This window comes from Algoriphagus sediminis (assembly GCF_030403435.1).
In the GTDB taxonomy this organism is placed as follows: domain Bacteria; phylum Bacteroidota; class Bacteroidia; order Cytophagales; family Cyclobacteriaceae; genus Algoriphagus; species Algoriphagus sediminis.
The window spans coordinates 149,088-169,079 of the sequence record NZ_JAUEPH010000004.1; the positions used below are offsets into that span (position 1 = coordinate 149,088).

At 40.1% G+C, this 19,992-nt stretch carries 20 protein-coding genes and 1 riboswitch; of the genes, 19 read left to right on the plus strand and 1 reads right to left on the minus strand.

Annotation, left to right across the window (positions count from 1 at the left end):
- Window positions 1-5: 5 nt before the first annotated feature.
- The 9 genes from QVH07_RS09955 (at window position 6) to QVH07_RS09995 (ending at window position 10,216) form a co-directional block, all read left to right on the plus strand.
- Complete coding sequence (locus QVH07_RS09955) at window positions 6-1,208, plus strand: argininosuccinate synthase (RefSeq protein WP_290000049.1); 1,203 nt, start codon at window positions 6-8, stop codon at window positions 1,206-1,208.
- A complete protein-coding gene (argC, locus tag QVH07_RS09960) occupies window positions 1,201-2,169 on the plus strand; it encodes an N-acetyl-gamma-glutamyl-phosphate reductase (RefSeq protein WP_290000050.1) in 969 nt (322 codons plus the stop codon). Before QVH07_RS09955 ends, argC begins: the two co-directional genes overlap by 8 nt.
- Window positions 2,170-2,177: 8 nt before the next feature.
- Window positions 2,178-3,320 (plus strand): aspartate aminotransferase family protein, encoded by a 1,143-nt coding sequence (locus QVH07_RS09965; RefSeq protein WP_290000051.1) that lies wholly within the window; start codon window positions 2,178-2,180, stop codon window positions 3,318-3,320.
- Window positions 3,321-3,327: 7 nt separating this feature from the next.
- Window positions 3,328-4,308 (plus strand): Rossmann-fold NAD(P)-binding domain-containing protein, encoded by a 981-nt coding sequence (locus QVH07_RS09970; protein ID WP_290000052.1) that lies wholly within the window; start codon window positions 3,328-3,330, stop codon window positions 4,306-4,308.
- A complete protein-coding gene (argB, locus tag QVH07_RS09975; RefSeq protein ID WP_290000054.1) occupies window positions 4,305-5,105 on the plus strand; it encodes an acetylglutamate kinase in 801 nt (266 codons plus the stop codon). Before QVH07_RS09970 ends, argB begins: the two co-directional genes overlap by 4 nt.
- Entirely contained in the window at window positions 5,105-6,190 is a 1,086-nt protein-coding gene (locus QVH07_RS09980) for a M20/M25/M40 family metallo-hydrolase (protein ID WP_290000055.1), read from the plus strand. The genes argB and QVH07_RS09980 overlap by 1 nt, the downstream gene beginning before the upstream one ends.
- On the plus strand, window positions 6,187-7,530 hold the full coding sequence (gene argH / locus QVH07_RS09985; RefSeq protein ID WP_290000057.1) for an argininosuccinate lyase: 1,344 nt from the start codon (window positions 6,187-6,189) through the stop codon (window positions 7,528-7,530). The genes QVH07_RS09980 and argH overlap by 4 nt, the downstream gene beginning before the upstream one ends.
- A 78-nt stretch (window positions 7,531-7,608) precedes the next feature.
- A riboswitch (SAM riboswitch) is annotated at window positions 7,609-7,717 on the plus strand.
- A gap of 139 nt (window positions 7,718-7,856) precedes the next feature.
- On the plus strand, window positions 7,857-9,158 hold the full coding sequence (locus QVH07_RS09990; protein WP_290000059.1) for an O-acetylhomoserine aminocarboxypropyltransferase/cysteine synthase family protein: 1,302 nt from the start codon (window positions 7,857-7,859) through the stop codon (window positions 9,156-9,158).
- A 5-nt stretch (window positions 9,159-9,163) separates the two neighbouring features.
- Window positions 9,164-10,216, plus strand: coding sequence for a homoserine O-acetyltransferase family protein (locus QVH07_RS09995; RefSeq protein ID WP_290000062.1), 1,053 nt, complete (start codon window positions 9,164-9,166; stop codon window positions 10,214-10,216).
- A gap of 1 nt (window position 10,217) precedes the next feature.
- Here QVH07_RS09995 and QVH07_RS10000 read toward each other — a convergent pair whose 3' ends face one another.
- A complete protein-coding gene (locus QVH07_RS10000; RefSeq protein WP_290000064.1) occupies window positions 10,218-10,655 on the minus strand; it encodes a DUF2147 domain-containing protein in 438 nt (145 codons plus the stop codon).
- A gap of 55 nt (window positions 10,656-10,710) precedes the next feature.
- On the opposite strand from QVH07_RS10000, the gene pdeM reads away from it, so the two are divergent.
- From pdeM to QVH07_RS10050, 10 genes are all read left to right on the plus strand, one after another.
- On the plus strand, window positions 10,711-11,376 hold the full coding sequence (gene pdeM, locus QVH07_RS10005; protein WP_290000067.1) for a ligase-associated DNA damage response endonuclease PdeM: 666 nt from the start codon (window positions 10,711-10,713) through the stop codon (window positions 11,374-11,376).
- A gap of 52 nt (window positions 11,377-11,428) precedes the next feature.
- A complete protein-coding gene (locus QVH07_RS10010) occupies window positions 11,429-12,319 on the plus strand; it encodes a cell division protein FtsX (protein ID WP_290000068.1) in 891 nt (296 codons plus the stop codon).
- 1 nt (window position 12,320) lies between these two features.
- The gene (locus QVH07_RS10015) at window positions 12,321-12,530 is read left to right on the plus strand and encodes a DUF3098 domain-containing protein (protein WP_290000070.1); all 210 of its coding nucleotides are present in this window, start codon (window positions 12,321-12,323) and stop codon (window positions 12,528-12,530) included.
- A gap of 2 nt (window positions 12,531-12,532) precedes the next feature.
- Window positions 12,533-13,327 (plus strand): undecaprenyl-diphosphate phosphatase, encoded by a 795-nt coding sequence (locus tag QVH07_RS10020; RefSeq protein ID WP_290000072.1) that lies wholly within the window; start codon window positions 12,533-12,535, stop codon window positions 13,325-13,327.
- A gap of 2 nt (window positions 13,328-13,329) precedes the next feature.
- On the plus strand, window positions 13,330-13,995 hold the full coding sequence (gene truB / locus QVH07_RS10025; protein ID WP_290000074.1) for a tRNA pseudouridine(55) synthase TruB: 666 nt from the start codon (window positions 13,330-13,332) through the stop codon (window positions 13,993-13,995).
- 1 nt (window position 13,996) lies between these two features.
- Window positions 13,997-14,920: a bifunctional riboflavin kinase/FAD synthetase gene (locus QVH07_RS10030; protein WP_290000076.1), complete on the plus strand. Its 924-nt coding sequence runs from the start codon at window positions 13,997-13,999 to the stop codon at window positions 14,918-14,920.
- A gap of 10 nt (window positions 14,921-14,930) precedes the next feature.
- A complete protein-coding gene (locus QVH07_RS10035; RefSeq protein WP_290000077.1) occupies window positions 14,931-15,632 on the plus strand; it encodes a CoA transferase subunit A in 702 nt (233 codons plus the stop codon).
- Window positions 15,633-15,635: 3 nt separating this feature from the next.
- Window positions 15,636-16,292, plus strand: coding sequence for a 3-oxoacid CoA-transferase subunit B (locus tag QVH07_RS10040; protein WP_290000079.1), 657 nt, complete (start codon window positions 15,636-15,638; stop codon window positions 16,290-16,292).
- A 45-nt stretch (window positions 16,293-16,337) separates the two neighbouring features.
- Window positions 16,338-16,676: a gliding motility protein GldC gene (gldC, locus tag QVH07_RS10045; protein ID WP_290000080.1), complete on the plus strand. Its 339-nt coding sequence runs from the start codon at window positions 16,338-16,340 to the stop codon at window positions 16,674-16,676.
- 318 nt (window positions 16,677-16,994) lie between these two features.
- Window positions 16,995-19,982, plus strand: a complete 2,988-nt coding sequence (locus QVH07_RS10050) for a TonB-dependent receptor (protein ID WP_290000081.1) — start codon at window positions 16,995-16,997, stop codon at window positions 19,980-19,982.
- Window positions 19,983-19,992 lie beyond the last annotated feature (10 nt).

The following is a 19,992-nucleotide window of genomic DNA, read 5'->3' on the forward strand; positions in this document are numbered from 1 at the left end:
TTAAAATGAGCATCAACAAAAAAATAGTACTTGCATACAGCGGAGGGCTTGATACCACTTATGGTGCCTTACACTTATCCAAAGATTTGGGTTATGAAGTTCATGCAGTTTTGGTGAATACTGGTGGATTTTCTGAGAAAGAGCTTGAAGAAACTGAGGCTAGAGCCCAAAGCCTTGGAATTGCCTCATTCACTATTCTGGATGTGGTAGATAAATATTATGAGGAAGTTATCAAGTATCTCATTTTTGGCAATGTCCTGAAAAATCAAACCTATCCCCTATCGGTGTCTGCTGAGCGCATCCTACAGGCTAAAAGCTTAGCAGAATATGCCAAATCCATTGGCGCAAAATCTGTCGCGCATGGTTCGACTGGTGCCGGAAATGATCAGGTTCGTTTTGATATGATTTTTCAAACATTAATCCCAGACATTGAAATCATTACTCCTATTCGTGACAATAAGCTTAGCAGACAGCAAGAAATAGAATATTTAAAGAAACATGGAGTTTCGATGAATTTCGAAAAAGCAGCCTACTCTATAAATCAGGGAATTTGGGGTACTTCAGTAGGTGGTAAAGAGACTCTGAATTCCTGGGATAATTTACCAGAAGAGGCATGGCCAACACAAAAAAGCAAATCTGACCCAGAAGAAATTATACTCGGATTTGAAAAGGGAGAAATAAAGTCAGTGAATGGGAAATCTTTTGAAAATTCCGTTGAGGCAATTTTAGAAATTCAAAGACTTTCCTCTCCATTTGGAATTGGTCGGGATATCCATGTGGGTGACACTATTATTGGGATCAAAGGAAGGGTTGGATTTGAAGCTGCCGCTCCCCTGATCCTGATAAAAGCACATCAGCTTTTAGAAAAGCATACTTTGACCAAATGGCAAAGCTTTTGGAAAAATCAGCTTGCGGAATTTTATGGAAATCACTTGCATGAGGGGCATTATTTGGATCCTACCATGCGGGATTTGGAGGCGTTTATGGAAAGTACCCAAAAAATGGTTAGCGGTAAAGTCAGAGTTTTGCTTCAACCTTACAAATTTTCTCTCCTTGGCATTGAATCTGAACATGACCTTATGTCCAACAAGTTTGGGAGTTATGGAGAAATGAATAAGGGATACACCGCGGAAGATGTAAAGGGATTTACTCGGATTTTAGGAAATCAAACCGCTATCTATCATCAAATAAACGGCGATCATGAGTAAAATAAAAACCGGAATAATTGGCGCTGCAGGTTATACGGGCGGAGAGTTGATTCGACTACTTGTTAATCATCCGGATTGTGATATCACCTATATCCATAGTAATAGTCAGGCTGGCAAAAAGGTATATGAAGTACACTCTGACTTGATTGGAGATTGCGATCTTACCTTTACAAATGAGGTTAAAACAGAAGGCTTAGATGCAGTTTTTTTAGGTCTTCCCCATGGTCAGACCAAAGCTTTTCTAGAAGAAAATCCGATTGATGAAAACGTAGTAATCATTGATCTTTCTACTGATTTTAGAGATGAATCTGGAGGATTTGTCTATGGTTTACCGGAAATAAACTTTGAGAAAATTAAGGAATCAAAAAGGATTGCTAATCCCGGTTGTTTTGCAACAGCAATCCAACTCGGACTGCTTCCAGCGATTAAGGAAGGCTGGGCAAAAGAGGCCATCCATATTTCCGGAATCACGGGAAGCACAGGAGCGGGAAAAAAGCTATCGGAAACTTCCCATTTTAGCTATCGGAATAATAACTTCTCCGTTTACAAGCTTTTCAATCATCAGCATCTGAAGGAGATCAGCCAGTCATTTAAGCAGGTGATCGCTGGAATCAACCCAATCTTACATTTTGTACCCTATCGAGGAAACTTTACCCGCGGCATTTGGATCACTAGTTATTTCCCCTTTGAAGGAACCCTGGAAGAGGCAGTAACCATGTATTCAAAATTCTATGAAAAGTCCCCTTTCACTACCGTTTCAGAGCAAGATCTTTCTTTGAAACAAGTTGTCAATACAAATAAATGCCTGATTCACCTCCAAAAAGATTCAGGTCAATTGGTGATTTATTCTATCATTGATAACCTTCTAAAAGGAGCTTCAGGACAAGCTGTTCAAAATTTTAATATTGCTTTTGGTCTGGATCAAAAAGCGGGTTTAAAGCTTAAAGCAAGCGTATTTTAATCGGAATTATGAATTTATTTGACGTTTATCCATTAATGCCGGTTACCATTAAATCCGGTTTAGGCTCAAAGCTTTGGGATGAAAATGGTGCTGAATATCTCGATCTTTATGGAGGGCATGCAGTCATTTCCATCGGGCATTCTCATCCCCACTTCATTCATAGAATAAAAGAGCAATTAGACCAACTGGCTTTCTATTCTAATTCTGTTCAGATTCCCATCCAAAAAGATCTTTCCAAAAAACTTGGTGAACTTTCAGGTTATGGGGATTACAACCTTTTCCTATGCAATTCAGGTGCTGAAGCAAATGAAAATGCTATCAAAATGGCGTCTTTTGCTACTGGTAAATCTGGGATAATTTCTTTTGAGAAAGGGTTTCACGGACGCACTTCAGCAGCTGTAGCAGCCACCGACAATCCCAAAATCGTGGCCCCATGTAATCAAAGAGAAGATTTTGTGATCCTGCCATGGGAAGATTTAGAAGCTGTGGAAGCAGAATTGGAAAAAGGAAATACAGCTGGAATTATTATTGAAGCTATTCAGGGAGTAGGTGGAATAAATATAGCCTCTGATGAATTTCTAACTGGACTTGCCGGATTAGCAAAAAAGTATGGGGCTAAACTAATTTTGGATGAGGTACAGGCAGGCTTTGGCCGAACAGGTAGATTCTTTGCGCATCAATGGACCGCTGGTCTTAAGCCTGATTTAATCAGTATGGCAAAGGGAATGGGTAATGGCTTTCCCATCGGCGGTATTCTTATTTCGCCAGAATTTGAAGCCAGTTATGGCCTATTGGGAACTACATTTGGAGGTAATCATTTGGCTTGTGCAGCTTCACTTGCCGTTTTGGAAGTTCTAGAGTCAGAAGATTTAATGAATAAAGCTGAGGAAACTGGTAATTGGTTTATGAAAGAGCTTAAGGAAATTGATTTTCTAAAAGAAACGAGAGGAAGAGGATTAATGATTGGGATTGATTTCCATGAAGAAATTGGAAAACTTCGTTCTGAAATTTTAACGAAACACCATATTTTCACTGGAAGTAGCTCGAAAAAGGAGACATTACGATTGTTACCAGCTTTAAATATCCAAAGGAATGACCTAAATTCGTTTAAGGCGGCTTTGGTCGCTACCTTTTCTCAACAAACCTATTAGTCCTCAGATGAATAATCCAGCATCTGCATTTCATTTTACAGAGTTCCCAGGTTTTGAAATTGCTCAAAAGCTAATTGAATCAGGGATTTTCTATAAAAATTCCCCTCGCTATGATCTTCATAAGGGCCGTGGAAAAAGATTGGGGTGCATTTTCCTCAACCCTTCACTTAGAACCAGAATTTCAACTCAAATAGCAGCTGAGAATTTAGGTATGGAGTCCATTGTTTTAAACATGGATAAAGAGGCCTGGGCATTGGAAATGGAAGATGGAACCCTAATGAATGGGAATACCGTGGAACATATTAAAGATGCCGGAGGTGTTTTAGGAAGCTACTTTGATTTTCTCGCCATTCGATCATTTCCTACCCTTTCTGATAAGGAAGCAGACATGAATGATAAGGTTCTTAATAAGTTTATTGCAGCGACTGGAAAGCCAATCATAAGCTTAGAGTCGGCCTTGAGACATCCTTTGCAAAGCCTCGCAGATCAGATCACCATCCAGCAGCATTTACCTCAAGGTAGGAAACCAAAAGTAGTTCTTACCTGGGCCCCTCATATCAAATCTCTTCCTCATGCCGTGGCAAATAGCTTTGCCGAATGGACACTGGGAATGAAACATGACCTTACCATTACACACCCGGAAGGATATGAATTAGATGAAAAATTTACTGAAGGCGCTAGCATAGAATATGATCAAAGTAAAGCACTAGAAGATGCTGATTTTGTGTATGTTAAAAATTGGTCTTCCTTTAGAAATTATGGAAAGACGCCTCCTGTTAGAGATAATTGGATGCTAAAGGAGTCTAGCCTAAGCCAGGCAAAGAACGCAAAGGTAATGCACTGTCTACCGGTTCGAAGAAATTTGGTTTTGTCTGATGAAATTTTGGATGGTCCCAGATCACTGGTACAGGAACAGGCCGCAAATCGGGTTTTCTCTGCACAAGCTGTACTAAGCCATATGTTGGATTTAACTACTGGTCAAAAATGAAAATAAGTATCATTAAAATCGGTGGAAATGTCATTGACTATCCAGAAAAGCTAAATGAATTTATTCAGCAATTTTCAAAATTTCCTGGAAAGAAAATACTGGTTCATGGTGGTGGGGTAATGGCTTCAAGGTTTGGGGAATCACTTGGTGTAATGCCTGAAATGGTGGATGGTCGACGGATAACCGATAAGGACAGTCTAGATATTGTCACTATGGTTTATGCTGGTTTGATCAATAAAAATATGGTTGCAAGTCTTCAGAAATACAAGCAAAATGCAATTGGCTTGACTGGAGCTGATGGCAACTTGATACGATCTGTAAAAAGACCAATCAGAGAGATTGATTATGGTTACGTTGGAGATATTGTTGAGGTAAACACCAAATTAATTTCCGAACTACTTGAGCTTGATCTGGTACCCATTGTTTGTGCTTTAACTCATGACAAAAATGGTCAACTACTAAACACCAATGCTGATAGCATTGCGTCAAGCCTTGCAACTTCATTGTCGACTACGCATGAGGTAAACTTGTATTTCTGCTTCAATAAAGCAGGTGTTCTGATTGATGAGAAAAACGAGAATTCGATTATTCCTCTAATAAACGAGGATATTTATCAAGAACTTAAAAAGGAAAACGTGATCCATTCAGGCATGATCCCAAAGCTGGAAAATGCTTTTGCCGCCTTAGAAAAAGGGGTAAATCACGTTTGGATAGGTAAAGCGGAGAACCTGATTTTTGCTTCAAAAGGAAAGCTTTCAGGTACAATCATAGAAAAGCATCGCTACGATTTGTACTGATGAAAGACTTTGAACCTTATTCAAAAGATGCTATTGAGCTTTTAAAAAGTTTAATAAAGACTCCTTCATTTTCCCGGGAAGAATCAAAAACAGGAGACTTAATTGAAGATTTGTTCAATAAAAAAGGAGTCCAAATCCAGAGAATAGGCAATAATGTTATTGCCCTTCCCAAAGTTTTCAACCCTTCCTTACCGTGCATTTGGCTGAATAGCCATCACGACACCGTGAAACCAAATTCTGGTTACACCTTGGATCCGTTCGACCCAATAGTTAAGGATGGAAAATTATTTGGGCTTGGCTCAAATGATGCCGGAGGTGCTCTGGTGTGTCTGATTCAAACCTTTTTTTATTTCTATAAAAAAGATTTGCCAGTCAACTTGATCCTTGTAGCTAGCGCCGAGGAAGAAATATCGGGTGCTGGAGGAATAAGCTTGGTTATTGAAAAATTGCCTAAATGTGATTTGGCAATCGTAGGCGAGCCCACTCTGAATAAAGCAGCCGTGGCTGAAAAAGGGCTGATGGTGATTGAATCCACAGTTGGTGGTAAATCAGGTCACGCAGCTAGAGATGAGGGGATTAATGCTATTAATGAGGCCCTGGAGGATTTAATCACACTTAAGGACTTTAAGTTTAAGCGTGTCTCTCCTTTGTTGGGAGAATCCAAAGCTACCACAACCATCATCCAATCAGGTAGCCAGCATAATGTAGTTCCGGATACATGCACATACACGATCGATGTACGAGTGACTGATGCATACTCTTTGGAAGAGGCGCTAGACGAACTGAGAAAAATCTTGAAAGCCGAGCTTAAGCCAAGATCGATCCGACTTCAGCCCTCAAAACTTCCTGAAAGACATTTGATGCAAAAGGTTTTGGACGATTTAACAATTGAAAAGTATGGTAGCCCTACCCTTTCAGATCAGGCATTAATTCCATATCCATCCGTGAAAATGGGACCTGGAGACTCAGCAAGATCTCACACTTCGGACGAGTACATTTTTCTTGAAGAATTAGAGGAGGGAATAAAAAATTATGTGAGGGTTTTGGAAACTTACATTGATCTACTAAGAAATACGCAATCATGAAAATTTGGCAAAAGGATAAAGTAAGCCTTAAGGAAGTAGAACGATTTACAGTAGGCCGGGATTTGGAGTTTGATGCCCTTCTCGCAGCTTATGATGTGATTGGTTCGATGGCTCATGCCAAGATGCTGGAATCTATTGGACTATTGACAAAAGAGGAGAATCAAACACTTCAAACCGGGCTAAAGCAGATCCTTTCAGAAATTGATAAAGGAGATTTTGAACTTCCCGAGGGTGTAGAAGATGTACACTCACGGGTAGAATTTCTACTTACCGAGAGATTTGGTGAAGTTGGAAAAAAGCTTCACAGTGGAAGAAGTCGAAATGACCAGGTTTTGGTGGATCTTAAGCTTTACTATCGGGATGGAATTGAATCCTTGGTAAAAATAACCGAAGAGCTTTTTGAGCTTTTGATAGAATTAGCTGAAAAGCACAAGGGAGATCTTATGCCAGGTTATACTCATACGCAACTGGCAATGCCATCTTCATTTGGACTTTGGTTCTCTTCATTTGCAGAAGGCTTAGTGGAAGATTTAAACCTGATGAAGGTGGCCTTCGAGCTTGCAAACAAAAATCCTCTTGGCTCAGCTGCGGGCTATGGGTCTAGCTTTCCCCTAAATAGAAAAATGACCACTGAACTTTTAGGGTTCGAAAAGCTTCATTTCAATGTGATAAATGCCCAGAATAGTCGAGGTAAGATGGAAAGAACCTTATCATTTGCTCTTGCAGGATTGTCCGGGACCCTAAATCGCCTTGCCTCTGATATCTGTTGGTACATGAATCAACATTTTGGCTTTATAAGTTTCCCGGATGAATTGACCACGGGAAGTAGCATAATGCCTCATAAGAAAAATCCTGATGTTTTTGAGTTAATCCGAGCAAAAACAAACCAGATTCAAGCCATTCCAACCTCGGTCTCCCTGATCCTAACTAATACCACAACCGGTTATCACAGAGATTTACAATTGCTTAAGGAGGAAATTTTTCCGGGAATTGAAAATCTTAGAGATTGCATTAGCATGAGCACTTTTATGCTCCAATCTATTAACGTCAAAAAGGACATACTGAAAGACTCTTTCTACCAACATCTTTTTTCTGTGGAAAAAGTGAATGAGCTAGTGCTTCAGGGTGTACCCTTTCGAGATGCATATAGAGAAGTAGGTTTGGCGATTGAGGCGGGAAATTTCGAGGTAGACCAAAACAAAATTAATCATACCCATGAGGGAAGTATTGGTAATTTAGGCCTTGAAGAGTTGAAATTAGAAATGGACAGGGTCATAGAAAGCTTTGATTTTCAAAAAATAAAAGAAGCAATAAGCATCCTTACAGGTAGAAACTCGTAATCTTTTTTCAGGGGTTGTTTTGAAATTCAAATAAACTCCATTTTCTTTGAAGCATCCTTTCACAATTTTTTGTGTCTGGATTTATAAAGAAGAGGCGAGAGACAGGCTCGAAGACCCTCTGGCAACCTGGAAAGTCCAAGGTGCCAAGTCCTGCCGGTAAAGATAAACTTATCCGGAACTATAAATCTCAAATATGGAAAGGAATCCCTCCCACAGTTTGAATTTTGGTTCTCTAGCAACTTCTGCTAAGAGTTGTCTTTCGTTTATTACTATCAGTTAACGAAATATCATTTTCATCTTCTAATTTCCTATAAACCCTACAAACCATGTCAACTTACCATTTTGATACACTTCAACTTCACGCTGGTCAGGAACCAGATCCCACAACTAATTCAAGAGCGGTACCCATTTACCAAACCACTTCTTATGTGTTTAATTCGGCCGAACACGGAGCCAATCTTTTTGGGCTGAAAGAATTCGGAAACATTTACACCAGGATAATGAATCCTACCACGGATGTTTTTGAAAAAAGAGTGGCGGCCCTGGAAGGAGGCGTAGCAGCTGTTGCGACAGCATCAGGCCAATCTGCTCAATTCCTTGCTTTGAATAATATCCTTGGCACAGGAGACAACTTTGTCTCTGCTCCCTATTTGTATGGTGGAACGTACAATCAGTTTAAGGTGGCTTTCAAAAGATTAGGCATTGAAGCTCGTTTTGCTGAAAGTTCAGAGGTTGCTTCTCTTGAAAAGCGTATCGATGATAATACAAAAGCTATTTATCTCGAAACTATCGGTAATCCAGAATTCAATGTCTCAGATTTTGATGCAATTTCAGCCTTAGCAAAGAAATATGACATCCCACTTGTCGTAGATAATACATTCGGTGCAGCAGGTTTTCTCTTCCGGCCAATTGAACATGGAGCGGCTGTAGTAACAGCTTCTGCAACCAAATGGATCGGTGGTCACGGTACCTCGATCGGAGGAATAATAGTAGACTCCGGAAATTACAACTGGGGAAATGGCAAGTTTCCACAATTCTCTGAGCCCTCGGAAGGATATCACGGATTGAATTTCTGGGAAGTTTTTGGAGAAGGTAATCCTCTGGGACTACCAAATGTGGCTTTTTCTATCCGAGTGCGTGTAGAAGGTTTACGTGATTTTGGTCCTGCCATAAGTCCATTTAATGCCTTCCTTCTGCTTCAGGGACTTGAAACGCTTTCTCTAAGAGTCCAACGAACAGTTGATAATGCATTGGCTTTAGCCGAATGGCTTGAGGCCCACCCCTTGGTAGAAAAGGTGAATTATCCTGGTCTAGCATCATCACCTTATCATGAACTGGCCAAAAAATATCTCAAAAATGGTTTTGGAGGAGTCTTGTCTTTTACCTTGAAAGGGGACAAAGAATCCACTTCAGCGGTAATCAATAATCTAGAATTAATTTCACATTTGGCGAATGTAGGTGATGCCAAAACCTTAATTATTCAACCTTCTGCCACTACTCACCAGCAGCTTTCGGATGAGGAACAACTGGCGGCAGGAGTGACTCCTACCCTGCTAAGAATTTCTCTGGGTTTGGAGCATATCGAAGACATAAAAAATGATCTTTCACAAGCATTTGAGAAGGTTTAAATAAAATGAATCTAAAGAGTCAAGAGGTAGTTCAGATAATGAATAAGGGAATATTTCAATCCTCAGAAGGTTTAGAACTAGAGTCAGGTGAAAAGCTGGAACAATTTGAAATTCAATACACTACATATGGTAAATTGAATTCCAAATGCGATAATGTCATCTGGGTCATTCATGCATTAACCGGGGATTCGAACCCTGCTGAATGGTGGAGTGGCTTAGTAGGAGAAGATAAATTTTACGACCCCACCAAGCACTTCATTATCTGTGCAAATTTGCTTGGATCCTGCTATGGATCTACTAATCCTTTGAGCCTGAAACCGGGCTCAAAGGAAAAGTACTATTATGATTTCCCTGATCTTACTACAAGAGACCTAGCGGTAAGTCTAGACAAACTCAGGGATCATTTGGGTATAAGGGAAATAAATACGCTCATAGGAGGTTCACTCGGTGGACAAGTAGCTCTGGAATGGGCATATGCGTTAGGCCAAAAGCTAAAAAATCTGATTGTTTTGGCGAGTACCGCCAAAACCTCACCTTGGACCATTGGCTTTAATGAAGCCCAAAGAATGAGCTTAGAGTGCGATAGCACTTGGGGCGAAAGGATTGACCAGGCTGGACAGCGTGCATTAAAAGCTGCCAGGGCAATAGCCATGCTGAGTTATCGGCATCCTGAAGATTTCGAATCAAAACACCTGGATGATATTGAAAAACTAGATGATTTCAGAGCTTCGTCTTATTTGCGTTACCAAGGACAAAAGCTTAGCCAGCGTTTTAATGCTTTCTCTTATTGGGTGCTTTCCAAAACAATGGACAGCCATGATCTTGGAAGAAACCGAGGCGGAGTGGAAAATGCCCTTTCAAAAATTGAAGCAAGAATTCTGGCCGTGGGTGTGAACTCCGATTTACTATTCTTAAACAAAGAAGCGCATCATATTGCGAAAAATGCCCAAAAGGGCACTTTCAAAGAGATCAAATCAAATGCTGGTCACGATGCGTTTCTTATTGAATACGAGCAGCTTTCTACGCTTATCGGAGCATTTTATCTGGAGCAGGTTTAGCCTATTTAATTCGAGTCCACTCTACAGTTCTTCCTACCCATGAAACCCCAATGTAGCCTTTGACTTTCAATTTATCTTCACCCTCTAATTTCACTTCGCAGGAATAGGTCTTTCCCGATTCGGGATCATAAATCTCCCCATCTTCCCATGCTCCTTTATTGTACTTTAGCCCGCTAAGTATGCTTAATCCCATTAAGGGTCTATCCCTTAAGTCCGGGTCAGAGTTTTCTGTATCCAGAAAAGGCCCCTCACCATTTTCTTCTCGGGTCAAGAATATAATTTTGCCGAGATATACATCATCATTTTTAATGATTTCTATTTTAGCAGACTTTTCAGTATTCCACCAGGTGCCTAATATTGCATCCTGGTTCTGAGCCCGGACAATTTGTGACGTGCCGAGGAAAAAAAGTGAAAGAAAAAGTGCAATCGGAGTTTTCATGGTTAATCTTGTGGTTGGATAGAATATTCAAACTAAGAGATATTAAATATACAAAATGAGAACCCATTCTGTTCAGTTGAATTATCCAAAATTTACTCTGGAACTGCTAAAAGAAAAAGTAGTATGGTTACAGACAGAGAAAATTTTACTGATTGCAGACTTACACTTTGGCAAAGCTGCACATTTCAGAAAATCCGGAATTCCAATTCCAGAACCCATTCACCATCAGGACCTTAATCGATTAAATTTACTTTTTGGAGACTTTAAGCCTGAAGCAGTCTATTTTCTCGGAGATATTTTTCACAGTGATGTAAATGATCAATGGAAGGTTCTCAATAATTTTTTAGGAAGCTTCAGAAACATTGAGTTCCATTTAATTTTGGGAAATCATGATATTCTTTCTGAGGACTTTTACTCCGAATCCTGCTTCACAATTCACAAAAGGCCTTTAGAAATCATAGATGGCTTATTTCTATCTCATGAACCTTTAGAGATTTTGTCAGAAGAAAAATTTAATATTTGTGGCCATATTCATCCGGGAGTTCGGATGAGAGGAAGGGCCAGACAATCGATTAATCTTCCATGTTTTTATCTAAATCATAACCAGCTCATTCTTCCTGCTTTCGGAATATTCACCGGACTTTACACGATTACTCCCACTAATGGTGAGCGTGTATTTGGAGTGACCCCAGAACGAGTGATTGAATTGAAGTCTGAATAGGATTGGCAAAATCCTTGTACTACTCTATTTTTGTCTCTGACTTTATACACATATGGCTAAAATCCCTAAAAAAAAGAAACGTCTCGGATACTTTAAGTTTGGTAGCGTTCTTTTCAGTATTACACTCTCATTATTCATTGTTGGACTTTTTGGGGTAATTCTAATTCAAGCAAAAAGCCTGACCACAATGATTCGGGAGAATGTGGAAATCCAGATTTTCTTAGATAAAAATCTTGAGGAATCTGCCCTTTCTGCTTTAAAAGAGGATATTTCTGGTAGACCTTTCATTCTAAATAAAGAGGATAGTCTAGCCATAAGATATGTTTCCAGAGAGGAAGCAGCAGAGACTTTTATAGAAAGTACAGGGGAAGATTTCACTCAATTTCTTGAAGATAATCCACTACGTGATAGCTTCGTACTCATAATTGCAGAGGAATTTCAAACCAGTGAACAATTAGAAACCATTGTTTCTCAATTAGAAGAAATCCCAGGAGTTTTTGAGGTTTCTTATATGACAGACCTTGTAGACTCCATTAATAGAAACCTCCTAAAAGTGAGTCTTGTGCTTGGTGGGTTCATCCTCATTTTGATCATTACGGTGGTCATGCTGATCAATAATACGATCCGATTGGCGTTATTCTCACAACGTTTTCTCATCCGCTCTATGCAACTTGTAGGTGCGACCAGAGGATTTATTCGAAAGCCTTTTCTTTCCAGAGCTCTAGCATTTGGGCTACTTGCAGGACTTTTTGCTTCTTTAATCTTATTCATTCTAGTGAAATACACTCAAGCCAATATTGAAGGGTTCGCTGCGCTCCAGAATGAAGAATTACTTATTGCTCTCTTTGGAATTTTGATCTTTACAGGAGGAATTCTTTCTGTATTGAGTACCTTGCGGGCTGTAAACAAGTATCTCAACATGTCTTTAGACGAATTGTACTAAGATGAGCAAATCTGCATTCCCATTTTCAAAAAAAAATTACCGATTTATGTGGATCGGAATTGCATTGATTGTCCTTGGCTTCACGATTATTGGACTTGAATCTGCACCTCATGGTGAAGGTTTTTTAGGATTGACCTTAGGGCCGATAGTAGTACTTTCGGGCTTTATTTTTGAGTTCTTTGCCATCTTCGCAAAAGATCGCAAAAAGTAAACATGGACATTCTTGACGCAATCATCCTTGGTATCATACAAGGGCTAACTGAATTCCTTCCGGTTTCCTCCAGTGGTCATCTAGAACTGGGTAAAGCTCTTCTAGGTGAAAACAGACTTCCAGCTGAAAGTTTGCTTTTTACTGTGGTTGTTCATTTCGCAACGGCATTGAGTACCATTGTGGTCTTCAGAAAAGATATAGTGGAGATAATCAGTGCACTTCTGAAGTTTGAGAGAAACGAGGAAACGCTATTTGTAGGGAAGATTCTGGTATCTATGATCCCCGCAGTAATCATAGGAGTCCTTTTTGAAGAAGAGCTAGAGTCCTTATTTGGGGGAAAGATAGTGTTTGTAGGTTGTATGCTGATTTTGACAGCGCTATTGCTGTTCCTTGCGGACAAAGCTAAATACACTAATAAGCCGGTGGGCTTTCTTCAAGCTTTAATTGTTGGGGTAGCTCAAGCCATCGCCATTTTACCTGGTATATCAAGGTCTGGAGCCACCATTTCAACCTCTGTCCTTCTAGGGATTGATAAGAACAAAGCCGCCAGGTTTTCCTTCTTGATGGTCATCCCATTGATCTTTGGAAAAATTGCTAAAGACATAATGGATGGTGCACTTTCCTATGACACAGAGGGATTTACATATCTTTCTGCAGGCTTCTTAGCGGCATTTGTTTCCGGTATTTTAGCTTGTACTTGGATGATCAAATTAGTGAGACAGAGTAAGCTATCTTATTTTTCAATTTACTGTTTGATAGTAGGACTTATTGCCATTATTGGTGGACTTTACCTCTAGCTATGGAAGAACCATATGGAGAAGTATTCTTGATTGACAAGCCCATTGAATGGACTTCTTTTGATGTGGTGAAAAAGGTACGCAATGCATTAAGAATCAAAAAAGTGGGTCATGCAGGAACTTTGGATCCTTTGGCCACAGGCCTATTGATTGTTTGCGCCGGGAAAATGACCAAACAGATTGAGCGCTTCATGGGTCAGGAAAAAGAATACACCGGCACCTTTGAGCTAGGAAGTACCACTGAATCCTTCGATTTAGAAAAACCAGTAATTTTCCAGGCAGAAACTAGTCACCTTTCTGAGGCCGATGTAGAAAAGGCGATGGAAAAATTCACTGGCGAGATTCAGCAGATTCCACCTATGCATTCCGCAATAAAGGTGGATGGGGAGCGAGTTTATGAGGCAGCCAGAAAAGGTAAAATAGTTCAAATAGACCCGAGGCCAGTATTCATCGAGGAATTTGAATTAATGAAATTTGAAAACCCTACAATACATTTTAGGGTAGTATGCTCCAAAGGAACATATATTAGAAGCCTAGCAAGAGATTTAGGAAATGAGCTAGGTGTAGGTGCTTATATGAGTAGTTTAGTAAGAGTTCGTATTGGTGAGTATAAACTTGAGGAAGCCCATAATTTACCGGACCTTATAGCAGAGATAAAATCCAGATAAAATGAGGATTTATGAAGGTTTAGTTGACATTCCTGAGATTCCAACTCCAGTGGTGACGAGTGGAACCTTTGATGGTGTGCATCTTGGACATCAAAAGATTTTAAAGCGAATTGTTGAGCTAGCTAAAAAGGAAGAAGGAGAAACGGTACTCATTACTTTTTGGCCACACCCAAGGCTGGTCCTTTATCCAGAAGAACATAATCTTCGCCTACTAAGCACTTTTGAGGAAAAGGCAAAACTCCTTGAAAAATCAGGAATAGATCACCTTGTTAGTATTCCTTTTACCAAGGAATTTTCTCAGCTGACTTCTCAGGAGTTTATTCAAAGTGTATTAGTGGATAAGCTCAGGACCAAAAAGCTTGTGATTGGCTATGATCACAGATTCGGTAAAAATCGTGAAGGAGGATTTGAATACCTCCAGAAGAATAGCCAGTCTTTTGGCTTTGAACTGGAAGAAATATCCCGGGAAGACGTGGATGACATCGGAGTAAGCAGCACTAAAATCAGAAATGCCTTAATTGCCGGTGAGGTCGAAACCGCTACAAAATATCTTGGTCGCCCTTATGAACTAAATGGAATTGTTATCAAGGGACAACAAATCGGAAGATCCATAGGTTTTCCCACTGCAAACGTTCACATTCCAAACGATTACAAACTTATCCCTAAGGATGGCGTATATGCGATTGATGTGGTCGTGGATGGGAAAAAGCATCAGGCAATGATGAATATTGGTAACCGGCCTACCGTCGATGGCACCAAGAAAACCGTAGAAGCACATTTGTTTGATTTTGATGGAAACTTATACGATCATCAGGTTACCTTATATTTAAAGAAGTATCTCCGGGAAGAAAAGAAATTTGAAAATCTGGACGAGCTGAAAGACCAATTAAGTAAAGACCAGGTCGCTGCCAGAAAAGTATCATAAACCCAAATAAATGATAGATAAGAGAGTTAAAAATGCTGAGGAAGCTGTAAGGGATATACCCTCAGGTGCCACCTTACTTATGGGAGGTTTTGGGCTATGCGGTATTCCTGAAAATTGTATAGCTGCCATCGAGAAAACAGACGTCAAAGACCTGACCATTGTATCGAATAATGCAGGGGTTGATGATTTTGGAATTGGGCTGTTGCTTCAAAAAAAGAAAGTCAAGAAAATGATTTCAAGCTATGTCGGTGAAAATGCAGAGTTTGAAAGACAGCTGTTATCTGGAGAATTGGAAGTAGACCTGATACCTCAAGGGACTCTGGCTGAGAGGGTAAGAGCTGGTGGTGCAGGAATTCCAGCTTTCTTCACCCCTGCCGGTGTGGGAACAGAAGTAGCCGAGGGTAAAGAAACCAGAGATTTCGAAGGTAAAACTTACCTTATGGAAGAATGGCTTCGAGGAGATTTTTCTTGCGTCAAAGCCTGGAAGGGCGACTATGCAGGAAATCTTATTTTTAAAGGGACTGCGAGAAACTTCAACCCCATGATGGCGGCAGCAGGTAAAATATGTATTGCCGAGGTAGAAGAACTCGTTCCTCCAGGTGAATTAGAACCAAATCAAATTCATACTCCTGGTATTTATGTTCAAAGAATTTTCCAGGGAGAAAATTATGAGAAGAGAATTGAGCAAAAAACCATCACCAAAAAAGCTTAAGCCATGTTGACAAAAGATCAAATTGCTCAAAGAATCGCCAGAGAAGTAGAAAACAGACAACACATCAATCTTGGAATAGGCATCCCCACCCTTGTGGCAAATTATATTCCGGATGAGTTAGATGTAGTATTGCAATCAGAAAATGGACTTTTGGGAATAGGCCCATTTCCCACGGAGGATAAGGTGGACCCTGACCTCATTAATGCTGGAAAGCAAACCATCACCATTACCAAGGGTTCAGTTCTTTTCAGTAGTGCGGAGTCATTTGCAATGATCCGAGGAGGACATGTGGACTTAACCATTCTAGGAGCAATGGAAGTGTCCGAGAACGGAGACATCGCTAACTGGAAAATTCCCGGCAAAATGGTTAAAGGAATGGGCGGTGCGATGGATTTGGTGGCTTCAGCAGAAAACATAATAGTGGCCATGCAACATTGCTCACGTTCTGGTAGCTCTAAATTGCTCAAAGAATGTACACTGCCTATCACGGGAATCCGATGTGTGAAGAAGATTGTGACTGATTTGGCATTTTTAGAAATACATCCAGATGGTGGCTTTGTCCTTAAGGAACGAGCACCTGGAGTGACGGTAGAAGAGATTCGAGAGAAGACTGAAGGAAAGCTAATTGTAAATGGAAATATTCCTGAAATGAAATTCTAAGCGAACTTTCCTAAAAGGGATTTGGTTCGATTGAAAATTTATAAAATGAAGAAGTCAGATATCAATTTCCAGGTTTCCCTGGATGATCAAAATTTACCCAAGAAAATACTTTGGGAAGCATCAGATAAGGAGTCTATTGGCTTGGAATCTACAAACAGTATCAGTCTTAATGTTTGGGACAATTTAAATCAGAGTACCCTTCGGATTGATCTTTGGACAGAGGAAATGTCTGTAGCCGAGATGAAGCGATTTTATATCGATATTATGGGGGGTATGGCACAGACCATTCTCAATAGTACCGGTGATGAATATATGTCAGAAGAGATCAAAGCTCTTTGTGACAGATTAGTTCAACATGTCAACGAGGAAAATAAGAACTCGTAATCGATTGAAAAGCTCAGAAAGCCTGATTTTGTCAGGTTTTTTTTTGTCCAATATCAAAATGAATAGAAATCATTAAATACGTTTTTTTTAACAATCTCTAACATATGATTTGGCAATTATAATTTTTGACCGTAATCATTAAGGATTTGCCAGAATATGCCTTCAGTTTCCAGTTTGCGTGAAATTAGGCATACTTCTAGAATATTTTTTTTTGATCCAAAAACCTCTTTTTCTTCTGGAATTCGCCTAAATTTCGCCATAAACTGTACTCACCCTTAATCTACAGTTTGATAATTTACTTCTAAAATCAATCCGCATATGAGCAATTTTACTCGTTTGTTTAGTAGGTCAGTTTTCTTACTGACACTGCTAGTTTCCTTAGGCATGTCGTCGGCTTTTGCCCAAACGACCATCTCGGGAACAGTCATTGATGCCGAAACAGGAGAAACCTTGGTCGGTGTCAACATCCTGGTTAAAGGAAAAGTGATAGGAACCATCTCAGACTTGGATGGAAACTTCACTTTAAATGTAAATCAGGAACCTCCATTCACTTTAGTATTTTCTATGGTTGGTTATACCTCCCAGGAAGTAGAAATTACGGGTGGTACTACTAACCTGGATATAGAGTTAGCTGAGACCACTATACTTGGGCAGGAAGTTATTGTTTCCGCTTCCAGAGTGGAAGAAGGTGTACTCCAATCTCCTGTTTCTGTGGAGAAAATGGATATTATCGGTATTCGGAATGCTCCACAAGCGAGTTTCTATGATGCCCTTGCAAATATGAAAGGTGTTGAAATGAGCACCCAGTCTCTAACCTTTAAATCCTTCAATACTCGAGGTTTTAATGCAAATGGTAACGTCCGAACCGTACAAATGATTGACGGAATGGACAATCAGGCTCCGGGGCTTAACTTCTCTGTAGGTAACATTGTAGGTATATCTGAATTGGATTTAGAAAGCGTAGAATTACTTCCAGGAGCTTCTTCTGCTCTCTATGGACCAAATGCTATCAATGGTATCCTTTTGATGAATTCTAAGAATCCATTCCAGTATCAGGGCTTAAGTGCAAGCGTCAAAACCGGTATCATGAACGAGAGCGGTAGAATGAACTCCGCTACTCCTTTTTATAATTTTGCTGCGCGCTACGCAAAGGCAATCAACGATAAGGTCGCTTTCAAAGTGAATGTAGAATACCTTACCGCTGATGATTGGGAAGCCAATGATTTCCGTGATCAGTCCTTACTGAATGGTTCTACCATCGAGGATGGAAATATAATGAATAACCCTGGCTATAATGGTGTGAACGTTTACGGGGATGAAAATGCTGTAAACATGAATTCAGTTGCCCAATCTATGGTGGCTGCCGGTGCACTTCCTGCAGCAGCTTTAGGCTTTATTCCAAACACTTTTGTATCCAGAACCGGATATGAAGAAAGAGACGTCGCAGATTATGGTACTACTTCATTAAAGTTAAATGCGGCCCTTCATTGGAGAATCAACGATCGTGTGGAAGCTATTTTCCAGGGTAATTATGGAACTGGTACCACGGTATATACAGGTGCTGACAGATATTCCATCGCGAACTTTAACCTTGGCCAGTATAAGGCTGAGCTAAGAGGTGCTAACTGGTATTTAAGAGGATATACCACACAGGAAAGGTCAGGAGATTCTTATGCAGTAGGCATTGCTGCTCAGGGGATCAACGAGGCTTATAACCCTAGTACAATTTGGTTCCCTGAATATGTAGGTGCATATGCTCAAGCAATTCAAGGTGGGGCTGATCCTAGTGCAGCTCATGGCTTGGCAAGACAATTTGCCGATAGAAATAGATTCCAACCTGGAAGTGCTGAATTTGATGCAGCTTTAGCTGATGTGATTTCTAGACCTATCCCAGGTAATCAAAACGGTGTAGGTGCACGCTTTGTGGATAAAACAAATCTTTACCACTTAGAAGGTTCTTATAACTTCTCTGATGACATCAAATTTGCTGAATTCATCATCGGTGGTAATTATAGAGTTTATGAACTGAATTCGGAAGGAACTCTTTTTGCCCTTGATGAAGCTGGACAAGAGTTCAGTATTACTGAATTTGGTGGTTATCTTCAAGGCTCTAAAAAGCTTTTTGATGATAAATTGAAGATCACTGCTTCTGTGAGATATGACAAAAATGAGAATTTTGCAGGGCAATGGTCACCAAGAGTTTCCGGTGTATTTACAACAGGTAATCATAACTTCAGAGCCTCCTACCAGACAGGATTTAGAATTCCTACTACGCAGGATCAGTATATAGATCTTTTCACACCACAAGCTCGATTGTTAGGTGGATTACCCTTATTTAGAGACCGATATAACTTTGGCTCTAACCCAGTCTATCCACTAAATTCTGTTGAAAGATTTGGTGCAGGAGTATTAACTTCTGCACAGGACCCGGCCATCCAGCAGCAAGCTTTGGCACAAGCCACCGAAATTATATTGCAGCAAGTAGCCCAAGGATTAATTCCTAATGATCCAGCGATCATTCAGCAAGCCATCGCAACTCTTACTCCTCAATTGGTGCCTGTAGTTGCAGCTCAAGCTAATCAGGATTTGCTTGAAGAATTTGTTCCTCAAGAATGGAAGCCTGAGAGGGTAAAGTCCTTTGAAGTGGGTTATAAATCTCTTCTTGGACAGAGATTACTTATCGATGCCTATGTTTATTTCAATAGGTTTGAAAACTTTGCTGGTAGCCAGATTTTGGTTCAAAATGCAAATGTTCAGCCAGGTAATCCTGCAAGTGATCTTGGTCTGAACTTACTAAGTGCTGACACAAGAAATATTTACTCTATTCCTGTGAACAGAACAGAAACTATCGAATCCTGGGGTTGGGCCTTAGGTTTAGATTACAAGCTTGCTAAAGGCTATGAAATCGGAGGTAACGTTTCTTACAACACTCTTTCGAATCTTGATGAACTGGCTGAATCCGGATTCCAACCAGCATTCAACACACCTGATTACAGATATGTGATCAATTTCGCTAACAGAGAATTGACTAAAAACCTTGGATTTGCTTTTGCTTACAGATGGCAGGGTGAATTTGTATGGCAAAGCTCCTTTGTGGGTAGATCAGTTTCTTCTCAGCAGCTTTCTGTAATGCCTGCATTTGGAACCTTTGATGCTCAGTTTAGCTACAAGCTAAAGGATATAAAGTCAATCTTGAAAATCGGAGCTTCAAACCTATTCGGCAACGGATATAGACAGGCATGGGGTAACCCAACTGTAGGAACCATGTACTTTGTAAGTCTTACATTTGATGAGTTCCTGAATTAATATTCATAAC

Coding starts and splice junctions, on each gene's coding strand:
- QVH07_RS09955 (WP_290000049.1), top strand. CDS start 6: ATGAGCATCAACAAAAAAATAGTACTTGCATACAGCGGAGGGCTTGAT.
- argC (WP_290000050.1), top strand. CDS start 1,201: ATGAGTAAAATAAAAACCGGAATAATTGGCGCTGCAGGTTATACGGGC.
- QVH07_RS09965 (WP_290000051.1), top strand. CDS start 2,178: ATGAATTTATTTGACGTTTATCCATTAATGCCGGTTACCATTAAATCC.
- QVH07_RS09970 (WP_290000052.1), top strand. CDS start 3,328: ATGAATAATCCAGCATCTGCATTTCATTTTACAGAGTTCCCAGGTTTT.
- argB (WP_290000054.1), top strand. CDS start 4,305: ATGAAAATAAGTATCATTAAAATCGGTGGAAATGTCATTGACTATCCA.
- QVH07_RS09980 (WP_290000055.1), top strand. CDS start 5,105: ATGAAAGACTTTGAACCTTATTCAAAAGATGCTATTGAGCTTTTAAAA.
- argH (WP_290000057.1), top strand. CDS start 6,187: ATGAAAATTTGGCAAAAGGATAAAGTAAGCCTTAAGGAAGTAGAACGA.
- QVH07_RS09990 (WP_290000059.1), top strand. CDS start 7,857: ATGTCAACTTACCATTTTGATACACTTCAACTTCACGCTGGTCAGGAA.
- QVH07_RS09995 (WP_290000062.1), top strand. CDS start 9,164: ATGAATCTAAAGAGTCAAGAGGTAGTTCAGATAATGAATAAGGGAATA.
- QVH07_RS10000 (WP_290000064.1), bottom strand. CDS start 10,655: ATGAAAACTCCGATTGCACTTTTTCTTTCACTTTTTTTCCTCGGCACG.
- pdeM (WP_290000067.1), top strand. CDS start 10,711: ATGAGAACCCATTCTGTTCAGTTGAATTATCCAAAATTTACTCTGGAA.
- QVH07_RS10010 (WP_290000068.1), top strand. CDS start 11,429: ATGGCTAAAATCCCTAAAAAAAAGAAACGTCTCGGATACTTTAAGTTT.
- QVH07_RS10015 (WP_290000070.1), top strand. CDS start 12,321: ATGAGCAAATCTGCATTCCCATTTTCAAAAAAAAATTACCGATTTATG.
- QVH07_RS10020 (WP_290000072.1), top strand. CDS start 12,533: ATGGACATTCTTGACGCAATCATCCTTGGTATCATACAAGGGCTAACT.
- truB (WP_290000074.1), top strand. CDS start 13,330: ATGGAAGAACCATATGGAGAAGTATTCTTGATTGACAAGCCCATTGAA.
- QVH07_RS10030 (WP_290000076.1), top strand. CDS start 13,997: ATGAGGATTTATGAAGGTTTAGTTGACATTCCTGAGATTCCAACTCCA.
- QVH07_RS10035 (WP_290000077.1), top strand. CDS start 14,931: ATGATAGATAAGAGAGTTAAAAATGCTGAGGAAGCTGTAAGGGATATA.
- QVH07_RS10040 (WP_290000079.1), top strand. CDS start 15,636: ATGTTGACAAAAGATCAAATTGCTCAAAGAATCGCCAGAGAAGTAGAA.
- gldC (WP_290000080.1), top strand. CDS start 16,338: ATGAAGAAGTCAGATATCAATTTCCAGGTTTCCCTGGATGATCAAAAT.
- QVH07_RS10050 (WP_290000081.1), top strand. CDS start 16,995: ATGAGCAATTTTACTCGTTTGTTTAGTAGGTCAGTTTTCTTACTGACA.